Source organism: Pseudomonas sp. BN505, from assembly GCF_029873175.1.
Classification (GTDB): domain Bacteria; phylum Pseudomonadota; class Gammaproteobacteria; order Pseudomonadales; family Pseudomonadaceae; genus Aquipseudomonas; species Aquipseudomonas putida.
Genome location: NZ_SSOI01000015.1, coordinates 28388 through 40465, shown reverse-complemented (window position 1 = coordinate 40465; position 12078 = coordinate 28388). Strand labels below are relative to the sequence as shown.

Sequence of the window (12078 nt, the reverse complement as noted above, 5' to 3'; positions counted from 1 at the left end):
ACAAATCCGCCATCCCCAACCGATGACGGACTATCCTGTGAAACGGGCTTTCTGCCCGGTGGAGGTGTGCCATGCGTACGTTCACGTGGAGTTACCTGCTGGTGCTGTTGTGTGCCGCATCCGCAGCCCAGGCGCAGTCGGTCGTGCCGCTCAAGGGCCAGAGCAGCCAGCAGATGCAACTGGACATCAACGATTGCAATACCGTCGCTACCAACGCCGCGAACAGCGCCGCGACGTCCAGCGAAGCCCATGTCGGTGGCCGGGTGCGTGGGGCAGCAGCAGGCGCCGCCGCCGGTGCCGTGGGCGCGCAAGTGCGCGGCAACCAGCACGAGGAGCTGTATGACCGGGCCAGTGACGATGCCAAACAGCAATACCGGCAGAACCGTGCCGGCGAAACGGCCGCCGCCGGTGCAGCGGTAGGCGGCATGCGCCAGCGTCAGGACCGGCGACAGGATCGGCGCAGCGAGGACCAGGCTAAAACCCAGGCCCATGCCAGTGCCTACACCGGCTGCCTGCAAGGGCGCGGCTATCAGGTCAACCCTTGATCAGCGGGCACGCCATGCTCCTGGATCGCGCAGCATGGCGTGCCAGCCTCAGAACTTCGCCAGTTCTTCCCGGCAAAACTCCACAAACAACTGTGCAGGCTTGGTCAGTTGCACCCGCTTCAACCACGCCGCCGCCAGCCCCGACAGCGCCACCGGCTCGGCGATATCCAGCAGGGCCAGGCGCTGGCCGTCGTAGGTGTATTCCGAATGCGGTCGGGTCACCAGCAGCGAAAAACCGAAACCCTGCCCGACCATGCCCCGCACCATCTCGATCGACGGTGAGCTGAAGACGATGTTCGGCGTCAAGCCCATCTCGTTGAACAGGCTGACGAAGTAGGTGCGGCTGGGAGCCACGTCCAGCAGGATCATCGGCTCCGGGCACAGGTCACGCAGCGATACCTGGGCCTGGCCGGCAAAGCGGTGGTTTTCTGGCAGCAGCACGTAAGGTTTTTGCGGCGGCATCAGAGGCTCGGCTTCGATGGTGCCGTCCAGGTCATGATCGTAGAGGAACGCCAGGTCGAACGTTCCGGCCGTCAGGCCCTGGATCAGCTCCTGCTGCTCGCCGTCGCGCAGGCGGATATCCACGCCTGGGTAACGCTGGCGGAAGGCGGCGATCAGGCGCGGCAGATACAACGGTGCCACGGTTTCGAAACAGCCGATGTCGATCTGCCCGGCGACGGTGTCGTTGTCAGCCAGGGCGTTCTGCTCGAACTCGTGGGCCATCTGCAGCAGGGATCGGGTCTTGGCGTAGAAACGCTTGCCGCTGGGCGTCAACGACACACCCTGGGCATGGTGGCGAATGAACAGCTGCACGCCGAAACTTTCTTCCAGGCTCTTGATGGCCGTGGAAATGGACGGCTGGGCGATGTACAGCTGGCGAGAGGCCTCGGCAACGCTACCGGCCTCCACGGTGGTGACGAAGTACTTGAGTTGTCGCAGGGTATAGGCAGCCACGGGCACCTCTTTGACGCCGGTTTGGGCGCGCAGGGATCATGCCTGACACTTTAACCCCGCTGGCTGGCGGACGGGGGCCGGGTGATGAAGGATTTACCTATGGCTTGAGCAGTTTTTTTGTAGAGCGATCGCCCGAGCCCGGGAACAGCTGCTGGCCAAATACTCCCGAACGTCTTTACTGATACCCAACGGCCTCAGCATTACGGTGTACGCCTATGAAGATCGTGGTCACCAGCATTCTTGTCGACGACCAGGCCAAGGCCCTGGCCTTCTACCACTACGTACTCGGCTTCGAGCCCAGGCACGACATCCCCATGGGCCGGCACCGCTGGCTGACGCTGACCTCCCCCAACGATCCCAACGGCGTCGAGCTGTTGCTGGAGCCCGACGCGCACCCGGCGTCCAAGGTGTATAAGGCTGCGCTCAAGCAGGATGGCATCCCCGCCACCTCGTTTGGCGTGCGCGATATACAGGCCGAATACACCCGCCTCTGCGCGGCGGGTGTGCAGTTCACCCAGCCGCCCACCGACCTAGGCCCCGTCACCGTGGCCGTGTTCGATGACACCTGTGGCAACCTGATCCAGATCGCCCAGAAACACAGACAGCCCCACGCGCACCAATAAGGAAAACAGATGCGCCACGAATTCAGCGAAGTACTGAACGACCTGGTCGATTACTTTCTGCTTGGCGATATCCAGTTGCTCGAACGTTTCAAGCAGGAGCATGAGCTACCGGACGACCTCGCCTACGCCTTTACCCATGGTGACATCGGCGACAAGGCGGTACGCGAAGGCGTCGTGCTGCCGCTGGCGGGGGTCGACAACCTGCCCTACCGCATTCTGTTCACCCTCGATGGCCATACCCCGGCCCTGCGCGAAGCTGGCAGCCGCCTGAAGCACCGGCGTAATGGCTATGTTTTGCGGGTCGAGCACGGTGCGCTGATGCTGTACACCTGGCGCATCCTGCAGCACTTCACGCCCAAGACCCTGGGTGACCTGATTGCCCGCTACCAGGTGCCGGGGCGGCCGATCATCGAGCTGGACAATGGCTGGTATGACGTGGAGGTACTGGCGGGGGCGCTGGTGCGCGACGGGTTGTACGAGCCGGCGTTCGAGTTCGTGCTGAAGAAGCGCTGGAGCCGGGGTGAGGCCGCGCAGGTGGATACCGGGTATGCCTTTGGCCTGCGCGGCTACTTCGATTGATTAGTGGGCTGTACCGGCCTCTTCGCGGGCTCGCCCGCTCCCACAGGTACAACACACGCCGTGAAATCTGTGTTGTATCTGTGGGAGCGGGCGAGCCCGCGAAGAGGCCAGCACAACTGCCCCATCAGTCTCAGGTGTGGTTGATATCCCGGTCCTTGGTCTCCGGCAGGAAGAAGATCCCCAGCACCGCCGTCATTACCGCGATCACAATCGGGTACCACAAGCCGTAATAGATATCCCCGGTAGCCGCCACCATGGCAAACGCCACCGTCGGCAGGAAGCCACCGAACCAGCCATTACCGATGTGGTAAGGCAGCGACATCGAGGTGTAGCGGATACGCGCCGGGAATAGCTCGACCAGCCAGGCAGCAATCGGGCCGTAGACCATGGTCACGTAAATCACCAAAATGGTCAGCAGCAACAGCACCATCGGGTAGTGGATCTTCGCCGGGTCGGCCTTTTCCGGGTAGCCGGCTTCTTTCAACGCACCACTCAAGGTGGCGGTAAACGCCTCACTCTGCACCTTGAAGTCCGCTGCGGCCATGCTGCTGCCTTCAAAGCTCGGCAGCACCCGCTCACCAATGCGAATCTGCGCCACGCTGCCAGGTTCGGCCGCCTGGTTGGTGTAGGGAATGGCGCGCTTGGCCAGCAGGCTCTTGGCGATGTCGCAAGAGCTGGTGAATTTGGCCTTGCCCACCGGGTCGAACTGGAACGCGCACTGGCCAGGGTCAGCCACTACCACGACCGGGTTCTGCTCCTGGGCGACGAACACGTCCGGGTTGCCGTACTCGGTCAGCGCCTTGAAGATCGGGAAATAGGTCAGCGCAGCGATGATGCAGCCGGCCATGATGATCTTCTTGCGGCCAATGCGATCGGACAGGCTACCGAAGATGATGAAGAACGGCGTGCCGATCAGCAACGAGCCGGCAATCAGCAGGTTGGCCGTCTGCGGCTCGATCTTGAGCATCTGCAACAGGAAGAACAGCGCATAGAACTGCCCGGTGTACCACACCACGGCCTGGCCGGCGGTGCCGCCCAGCAGCGACATGATCACCACCTTGAGGTTGTCCCAACGGGCGAACGACTCGGTCAGCGGTGCCTTGGATGCCTTGCCCTCGGCCTTCATCTTCATGAACACCGGCGACTCGTTGAGCTGCATGCGGATGTACACCGAAATCGCCAGCAGCAGGATCGACAGCAGGAACGGCACCCGCCAGCCCCAGGCCTCGAACACCTCAGTACCCATGACCGTGCGGCAGCTCATGATCACCAGCAGCGACAGGAACAGCCCCAACGTGGCGGTGGTCTGGATCCAGGCGGTGAAAAAGCCGCGACGGCCCTTGGGCGCATGCTCGGCCACATAGGTGGCCGCGCCGCCGTACTCACCCCCCAGGGCCAGGCCCTGCAGCAACCGCAAGGTGATCAGGATGACCGGCGCGGCCACGCCGATCGCGCTGTAGCTCGGGAGCAGGCCCACCAGAGCGGTAGATAGGCCCATGATCACAATCGTGATAAGGAACGTATGCTTGCGCCCGATCATGTCACCCAGGCGGCCGAACACGATTGCCCCGAACGGCCGTACGGCAAAACCGGCGGCAAAGGCCAGCAAGGCGAAGATGAACGAGGTGGTTTCATTGACACCGGCAAAGAAGTGCTTGGCGATGATCGCGGCGAGGGAGCCGTACAGGTAGAAGTCGTACCATTCGAACACCGTGCCCAGGGATGAGGCGAAGATGACCTTGCGCTCCTCCTTGGTGATACCGCGTTGGGGCGCGCTACTGCCCGTGGATGCGCTGTCGAGAACCGCCATGGGTTGCCTCCGTGATGTCGTCATACAGGCCGGAGCACCTCACAACCACTTCACCGTCGCACCCAGGCCCTGGGGCTTGCTTTGGTTGCGCGAAGCACGACGAGGCGGGCCGCCTCGGATCGCAGCAAGGTAAATGAAGCATAATCGGGATTGCCGGGATATCCACCCGCCTGGCCACGCACAAGAGGGCGGCATGAACGAGACGGCATCACCGGGTGCGCATGCAGAAGCTGTAGCGGCACATCACGGACTTTTGTGGGAGCGCCAGCCGTCAAGACCGACTATGTCCGCAAAGGCATCACCGCAAAAACCGTGCGACCGCCTTCAATACTGCCTCCGCCTGCTCCCGATGCGGCACATGCCCGCACCCTTGCAGCAACTGCATCGCCGCCGCCCCGCCCGACAGCGCCACCAGTCGCTCGGGGTGCGCGGGCGAGCCAAACTCGTCGTCATCGCCATGCAGGCTCAACAAAGGGCAGCGCACCTGCGCCAACGCAGCATCCAGGTTCCAGTCGGCAAAGTCCTCGGACAGCCAGTTGTCCACCCAGGCGCGCAGCACCCATTCGGCCTTGTTGCCGTGGTAGCGTTGCAGCCGTTGCAACTGCCCGGGCTCGGCAAACTGCAGGTCGGCTGCGCGAATGCCTTCAAGGGTGCGTGCTTCGACAAACGCCTGTGCCGACTCGGTAATCAGCCCCACACACTGGCTGGCGAAGGCCGCCGCGCAGGCCACGGCCATGCCGCCGCCGACGCTGTGACCAAACACAATGAAATCACTGATGCCGAAATACGTGCGCAGCGCCGCGAAACCCTGCTGTGCCTCGCGCTCGACAAAGCCCAGGCGCAAACTGCCCGGATGCGCGTCCGAACGGCCAAAGCCCAAGCGGTCGTAGGCGATTACCCGGTGCCCGGTGGCTTGCGCCAACTGCGCTGGGAAGTCGCGCCACAACGCCACACACCCCAGCGAATCATGCAGCAGGACAATGGGCGCCCCCTGTGCCTGCAACGGCGTCCAATCCTGGGCGAACAACTTGCCTTGCGCGGTGTCGACCCAGTGCTCGCGCATGTGCAGGTCGCTCATACCGCCTCCGCTACCGGCCCCTTCAACTCGACCTGGTTGCCATCCGGGTCGTAGCAGTAAAGCGACGGACCCTCGCCTTCAGCGCCATAACGCTTTTCTGCCGGCTCCACTTTTACCCCGGCGGCTTCCAGGTAGGCGATCAAGGCGGCCTCGTCGAACGGCTCGATACGCAGACAGAAATGGTGCAGGTTGCGCCCTTCCAGCCCCGGCGCCGCCCCGCCTGGCCGCCCCAGCGGGCCGTCCAGGGTCACCAGGTCGATCATCGCCGTGCCCGTGGCGAGGTGCACCATGCCCAGGTCTTCGCGCACGCGGCTGACATCGCAACCGAGCAGCTCGGTGTAGAAGGCAACACTGCGCGGCAGGTCGCTGACCCGCAGAACAAGATGATCTATGTGCTTGATAGCGAACGGTCGCATACCGGGCTTCTTGTGCCGTGAGTGCGAATAGTTTCGCCACCATAGCCCAGCTTCGCCCGGAGTGAACAGAACCAGCTACTCGTTTACCAAGCGTTGCAGCACGCCCCCTTCATGGTGCGCCAGGATACGCAGCAGTTGGTCGACCAGCGCCCGGTCCGGGGCATCCAGGTGGAAGTGGTGCCCGCCGGGATGCCAGGAAACCTTGGCATGGCTGGGCAAGGCTGCCTGACGCCGGGTAAAAGCCTCGCCGGTGAATGCCCCTTGACGGCCGAACAGCAGGTACAGCGGGCAGCGGATCTGGTTGAGCAGGTCGCATGCGTCGCGCTCGGTCAGCGGCATGGGTTCGGGCAACACCAGCCGCGGGTCGTGGCGCCAGCAATAGCCATCGCCCAGTTGCAGCAGGTCGCGCAACGCCAGCAGCCGTGCGGCACCTTCCGACAGTTCGGTGTCAAGGCGCTCGCGCCGTTGCGCCAGGGCGGTGTCCAGGTCGTCGAAGCGGCCGACGTCCGGCTCGGCAAAGCCCGGCAGCTGGCTGCGCTGGACCATGCGTTTGAGCCGGTAGGCCCGCGCCAGGTGCTGCACGCGGTCATCCTCGGCCACCGTGAACGGGGCACCCATGCCGTCGAGAAAGGTCATGCTGGCAATGCCACTGGTCATGGCCGCCAGTAGCGACGCCACACCGGTGCCCATGCCATGGGCCAGCACATGGAATTGCGCCAGGCCCAGGCTGTCGGTCACCGCCAGCATGTCTTCGGCATGCTCCCACAGGTAATAGCCACTGTCGCGGCGGCGATGGTCCGAACGGCCATGGCCGACCAGGTCGGGGGCCACCACAAAGCAACCGTCCAGCATCGGTGCCAGGCGTTCGAACGAGGCAGCGTTATCCAGCCAGCCATGCAAGGCCAGTACGGGAATACCGTCTTCGGCGCCCCAGGTGCGGACCGCTATTTCAATACCATCGAGGTCGAGCAGGTGATCTTTCGGACTGCACAGCGAACGCATTGCAATTCTCCTTGGCTGCCTGCGTCTTGGCCTGCCTCACCCTCTCGCACATCCCCCCTCGCCGCTAGCCCCTCACCGACCCGCGCATGCGCAGCACCGACCCTTGACCACAACTATCTACCGCACCATGGCGCCTTGATGAGCGTGGACTATTGGCCCCCAACGCAAGAGACCGTTGCCATGACCAACCCCACGCCGTTACATCAAAGCCAGATAACCCGAACATTACCGAAATGGAGCAAGGTTCTTCAGCCCGCACATACGCACAAAGTGCTGCAAAGCCTGCGCAAGGAGTATCTGGATGAAGATGGCTCCCCTTACTCTTGGTACGCCACTGCCGATGCGCCAGCGCGTGAGCAGTTGCTCAGAGCTATCGAAACGCGGGACAAACGCCTGGTACATGTCAGGCAGGCACTGGCGGGTTTCCAGGACATCGTCGGCTTTTGCACCCCACTGCTGACCAAGCGCTTGAAAGTGAGCGTGCCCGTAGACAGGGCGCAATATGTGTTCCAGCCCTTTGAATCAGACGCCAACATCTGGGTCGGCGTACCCGACGTAGAAACGCCCTTGGTGCCGGACCTTGAGGTGGATGTGCTGGCCACCCGCCCTGTGGGCGAACCGCAAGCACGCAGCTTGCTGGAGGCTGCCCTGCACAACTTCGAGGGCCTGGCCGAAGTAGGTGCCTACAGCAGGCTCACCAGCGCTGCTGGCAGTGATTCGCCTATACCGGGCCTGACGATGGCGGACTTCGTCAACCATTGTCGGGGGCTGGACCTAGGCGCACGCTATCAGGAGCATCTGCTGGCAACCCATGAGGGTGTCAATCGCGCTGAAGTCCAGCGCCGGTCAATAGCCGCGAGTCGCGAGGCCCTGAGGGTTCAGGCACTGATTGCAAAGCTCAAAGGCCTGCTGAGCGAACATGGGTTCGATGCGCTTGTGCAACTGTGCGAGGGCAAGCCTCACCCTACCTATGGAAAACAGGCACTGCATTGCTGGAACTTCAGCCTGTTCGGTATCCCCGTCCACGAAATGCTGTTCATCGGGCCAGACAATCCCGACCGGACAAACCCTTGCGTCCTGTATATGCCTGGCGACAGCGAGCACCCTATAAGGGAGTTTGCTTCTCGCCAGGACGCCGGCAAACACCTGCGTAGCCGCCTGTTGCAAAGCGAGTTTCGCCAAAGCGTGGTGCATTTCGCCTACAAAGACAGGCAAAAGGAACTGGCCGACAAACTGGAAAATGCGCTGTTCGAACAGGATGAAGCAGGCAGACGCAAACCCAGAAAAATGCCCGCAATCCCCTTCACCCTCTCGCCAATCAGAACCGACCCTTGGGCGACCTTGTACAACGCCCACCTTGCGCGGATGAAGGCCGACGCAAGAACCATTGCGGTCCCCACCGCCGAGGTCGACGCCAGGGCCCGCGACAAGCGACTGAAGCACTGGCTCGAGTTGGGCATGAATGTGCTGAACGTCGCTGCGTTTTTCGTGCCCGGGTTGAACACAGTCATGCTCGGCGTTTTCGCTTACGACCTGATGAGCTCGGTTTTCACCGGGTTCGAGGCGTGGGAAGAAGGCGATACCCGGCAAGCACTGGCGCAACTGGAATCGTTGGCAATCAATGCGGCAGTGATTGCCGGCTTTGCTACCGGCGCCAAGCTCGTCCAGGCGTCAGGCTTTGTAGATGCGCTGACGAGTGTGTGGCATGAAGACAAAGAAGTGCTCTGGCACCCCGACATGACGCCCTATGCGAGCACAACGGCTATCCCTGATGGGGCCCAACCCGACTTGCTCGGCCATGTGCACATCGATGGGAAGACCTTTCTCCAGCTGGATGGGACGCTGTACGAAGTGTTTCAGGACGCAGACCAGCAATGGTACGTGCGCCACCCCGAGGATGCACAGGCCTATGCCCCACGCTTGCTCCACCACGGTAATGCCCGCTGGCAACTGGCTCATGAGCAGCCTCTGGAATGGGACCGCGAACAGCTCATGCGCCGCCTTGGCGACCATAGCGCAGGCCTGGACGACAGCGAACTGGACCATGCCATGCGCAGTACCGGTACCGATCCAGACGTGCTGCGCCGCGCTCAGGCAGCAGGCCTGCGTCCACCCGCTTTGTTGATCGACGCGCTGCAGCGGTTGCAACTGGACAATCAAACTCAACAGATCATCAACTGCGTGCGCCATGGGTTGCCGCTGGCTGCGTACAAGAACTTCGCCTTGCCTGAGTTGCTGCGCCTGCCGGGGTGGCCCGAGGGGAACGTGCTCAAGGTTTACCAAGGGCCAGAGCCCTGGGGCGAATCTGTGCGCTACGGCCCCCCGCACACGCTGGGCCAAGTGGAAATCGAAATTACCCGTACCGACCTGGACAATGGCCAGCTGAGCCAGACCGTGCTGGATCAGATGGATAAAGAAGCCATTGAGCAGTTGCTCGGTGACACACTAGCCGAGCACCGATCGCACGCGCTGAACAAAAAGCTCGCGCAACACCTGGAACAGCATCGCGAGGCGCTGTTCGAGAGCCTGCAACAAAGACACCGTCCCACACGCCCAGCAACCGCACAAACCCTCGCCCGGCAGTTTCCCGGGCTACCGGACAGCGCGCTTGAACAATTGCTTGCCAACATCAGCAACGCCGGACGGCAACGCCTGACAAACGGGCGGGTGCCGCTTCGCATTGCCGAGGAAGCTCGCCTTCTGCAAGCTCGAGTGCGGCTTGACCGCGCCATCATCGGTATTTTCAGACCCAGCCTGGCCAACGAGGACAGCCTGCGCCTGCAACAGGCGCTGCAAGCCGAACACCCGCAGGCTGACCCTGCCCAGTTGCTGGAACTCGCCCTCGGCGATCGCCAGCACTGCGCCTCACTGCTCGGCCAGCAACCCATCAATCCCAGGTTCCGCTCCCCCTTGCGATTGGCCAACGGCCAGCTTGGCTATCCCCTGAGCGGCCGTGGTTTGCAAGGGCGAGCCTTGCCAGCCGCGCGTCGATTTCGGGCACTCTACCCCGAACTCAGCAGCCAGGAGATCAGCGCGCTGCAAACCGAACTTGCCCAAGGAGGCGACCTGGGTAGTGCAATCAGCCAACTGGAAGCCGAGCAGCGCACGCTTAACCGTGATCTCAACCGCTGGGTCAGCACCTCACGCACCCTTGAAGAACGCTTTGATCGCCAGCAATTCACCGAGCGACTGATGAGTGCTTCGCGCCGTGAAGGCGGCGCGCAACGCGCAGTGCTGGTGCTGAGCCAGATGCAACTGGAAGCGCTGCCAGCGTTCACTGCCCGTATGCCGCATATCCGGCAACTCGTCCTTGATGGGTTGCAGATGCGACGCCTGGAGGGTGGCTTCCTGGCAAACTTCCCTGACCTGGACACCCTGGAAATCATCGGTAACCCGGAGATGGACGCTGAAGCATTGTTCGAGGCGCTCAAGTCTGCACCACGGCTACGCGAACTGGGCCTGGCAGGCAATGGCCTGACTACCCTTTCAGCCACTGCCCAGCAGGCCATTGGGGCGATGCCTGGCCTGCGGGTGCTCGGCCTCAGCCGTAACCGGCTGCGGCTCGATAATGCCAGCTTGGCCTTCCTGACGCGTTTGCCCCTGGATGGACTTGGCCTGGGCAGCAACCAGATCACACTTGATGAGAGCCTGGCCGCCCAGTTTCAGGACATGATCCATCCCAAGGTACTACACCTGTCGGGCAACCCACTGCGGCTGGCGCCAGACCTGCGCTCCATGGCCCGCCTCAGCCACCTGGACCTTGACCGCTGCGAACTGCAGCAATGGCCCGGCAGCCTGACAACACTCATGAGCCAGCCCCAGTACGAGCTGCGCTATCTGAACCTCTCCTCCAACCGCATTCGTACCCTGCCAGACTTGCCAGGTGTACTGCGCACCCCGTTCGCCCGCGATGTCGCCGCTCGCTTGCCTGAGCGCCGCTGGCTGTTCAACTACAACACGCTGGAAGCCGAGGCACGTGCGCGCCTGGGCAGTAGTGGCGTCAATGTATTCGAGCACGCAGAAGACGTACCGCCGTGGCAAGGTTTTTTCCGTGGCGGCGCGAGCAGTGCCGAAGAGCAGCTGTGGAGCGGCCTCTTTGACCAAGGTGAAAACGCAGCGTTGCTGGGGGTGCTCGAACGTGTTGCCCAGTCGGCAGAAGCGCGGAGTGATGCCGAGGCCCTGAGGGAGCGTGTATGGGAGCTGCTTGATGACGCTGCCCACGACACCGTGTTGCGCGAACGCCTCGCGGCTGTGGCCGGGGACTTCCCCCCGACCTGCGGCGACGCAGGTGCCGACGCCTTCAGTGCCTTGGAGATAGAGGTGCTGGCCCACGACACTGCAGGCCATGTCGGTAGTCGGCCGGCCGATCTGCTGAACCTGTATCGAAAGTTGTATCGACGCGATCAGGTCAATCAACTGGCGGACCGCATCAGCTGGAAACGGTCCTTGCGCAAGCAGGCGCTACTAAATGATATCTTCGATGAAGATCTACCCTCGTACGATGTGCTCGACGAGCCCTCTGCCTTTCCGGACTCCGCCCTGGAAACCGGGCTGGTGGACGATATCGAGCTGCGCCTGGCCTTGCGCCAGTCCTTGGCTACCGTGCTGGACTACCCTGAGCCGAGCAGCGGCATGCTGTACCGCAGCACGGCCAGGATCAACCAGACAATCATCGACAAGGTGAAAGCTGCGGTCCTTGAGCTGGATACGGATGCCACCGCTCGAGAACAATGGTTGACCCAGCAGCCGGGCTGGGTCGAGTACTTGAAACGAGAGCATGCGGCACAGTTCAGCCTGATAACCGACTTCTGGCGGCCAGGCCTTGACTACCTCTATTACTGCCTGGATGAAACCGCCGACCCAGTGACATCCCTGGACAGCTCTGTGCGACGAGCTTTGGCCAGGGTCATGCCTGAAAGCCCGGTGGATGCCGAGGGCAGGCTGCGTCGCGTCGCGCTCAACGAGCAGCAGTATCGCCAAGGCGTGGACGCGCTGACTGCCGAGCAGCAGCAGGTTGAAACCGGTCTGCTGATCAGCCTCACCCGCCAGACGCAAACAATCGGCCGCTGAA

General features: G+C 62.6%; 9 protein-coding genes. 4 read left to right on the top strand and 5 right to left on the bottom strand.

Going from position 1 to position 12078, the window contains the following annotated elements:
* Positions 1–71 precede the first annotated feature (71 nt).
* On the top strand, positions 72–545 hold the full coding sequence (locus E8E78_RS02605; RefSeq protein ID WP_049275407.1) for a YMGG-like glycine zipper-containing protein: 474 nt from the start codon (positions 72–74) through the stop codon (positions 543–545).
* A gap of 48 nt (positions 546–593) precedes the next feature.
* Here the strand turns inward: E8E78_RS02605 and E8E78_RS02600 are convergent, their stop codons facing one another.
* Entirely contained in the window at positions 594–1499 is a 906-nt protein-coding gene (locus E8E78_RS02600; RefSeq protein WP_016500346.1) for a LysR family transcriptional regulator, read from the bottom strand.
* Positions 1500–1714: 215 nt separating this feature from the next.
* Here E8E78_RS02600 and E8E78_RS02595 point away from each other — a divergent pair, with 215 nt between their 5' ends.
* Together E8E78_RS02595 and E8E78_RS02590 are read left to right on the top strand one after the other, a co-directional pair.
* A complete protein-coding gene (locus tag E8E78_RS02595) occupies positions 1715–2122 on the top strand; it encodes a VOC family protein (protein WP_016500347.1) in 408 nt (135 codons plus the stop codon).
* A 9-nt stretch (positions 2123–2131) separates the two neighbouring features.
* Positions 2132–2701 carry a hypothetical protein gene (locus E8E78_RS02590; protein WP_016500348.1) on the top strand — a complete coding sequence of 190 codons (570 nt, stop codon included), beginning with the start codon at positions 2132–2134 and terminating at the stop codon, positions 2699–2701.
* 130 nt (positions 2702–2831) lie between these two features.
* On the opposite strand, the gene E8E78_RS02585 is transcribed toward E8E78_RS02590, so the two are convergent.
* From E8E78_RS02585 to E8E78_RS02570, 4 genes are all read right to left on the bottom strand, one after another.
* A complete protein-coding gene (locus tag E8E78_RS02585) occupies positions 2832–4511 on the bottom strand; it encodes an MFS transporter (protein WP_016500349.1) in 1680 nt (559 codons plus the stop codon).
* 298 nt (positions 4512–4809) lie between these two features.
* Positions 4810–5589 (bottom strand): alpha/beta hydrolase, encoded by a 780-nt coding sequence (locus E8E78_RS02580; RefSeq protein ID WP_049275406.1) that lies wholly within the window; start codon positions 5587–5589, stop codon positions 4810–4812.
* The gene (locus E8E78_RS02575) at positions 5586–6005 is read right to left on the bottom strand and encodes a VOC family protein (RefSeq protein WP_049275405.1); all 420 of its coding nucleotides are present in this window, start codon (positions 6003–6005) and stop codon (positions 5586–5588) included. The genes E8E78_RS02580 and E8E78_RS02575 overlap by 4 nt, the downstream gene beginning before the upstream one ends.
* A 75-nt stretch (positions 6006–6080) precedes the next feature.
* Positions 6081–7007, bottom strand: a complete 927-nt coding sequence (locus tag E8E78_RS02570) for an alpha/beta fold hydrolase (protein ID WP_016500352.1) — start codon at positions 7005–7007, stop codon at positions 6081–6083.
* Between the two features lie 180 nt (positions 7008–7187).
* Here E8E78_RS02570 and E8E78_RS02565 point away from each other — a divergent pair, with 180 nt between their 5' ends.
* Positions 7188–12077, top strand: coding sequence for an NEL-type E3 ubiquitin ligase domain-containing protein (locus E8E78_RS02565; protein ID WP_327192120.1), 4890 nt, complete (start codon positions 7188–7190; stop codon positions 12075–12077).
* The last annotated feature ends 1 nt before the right edge of the window (position 12078 follow it).

Bases quoted from the DNA above. Each gene is read 5' to 3' on its own strand.
- E8E78_RS02575 (WP_049275405.1), bottom strand. From the start codon at position 6,005: ATGCGACCGTTCGCTATCAAGCACATAGATCATCTTGTTCTGCGGGTC.
- E8E78_RS02585 (WP_016500349.1), bottom strand. From the start codon at position 4,511: ATGGCGGTTCTCGACAGCGCATCCACGGGCAGTAGCGCGCCCCAACGC.
- E8E78_RS02595 (WP_016500347.1), top strand. From the start codon at position 1,715: ATGAAGATCGTGGTCACCAGCATTCTTGTCGACGACCAGGCCAAGGCC.
- E8E78_RS02580 (WP_049275406.1), bottom strand. From the start codon at position 5,589: ATGAGCGACCTGCACATGCGCGAGCACTGGGTCGACACCGCGCAAGGC.
- E8E78_RS02565 (WP_327192120.1), top strand. From the start codon at position 7,188: ATGACCAACCCCACGCCGTTACATCAAAGCCAGATAACCCGAACATTA.
- E8E78_RS02590 (WP_016500348.1), top strand. From the start codon at position 2,132: ATGCGCCACGAATTCAGCGAAGTACTGAACGACCTGGTCGATTACTTT.
- E8E78_RS02605 (WP_049275407.1), top strand. From the start codon at position 72: ATGCGTACGTTCACGTGGAGTTACCTGCTGGTGCTGTTGTGTGCCGCA.
- E8E78_RS02570 (WP_016500352.1), bottom strand. From the start codon at position 7,007: ATGCGTTCGCTGTGCAGTCCGAAAGATCACCTGCTCGACCTCGATGGT.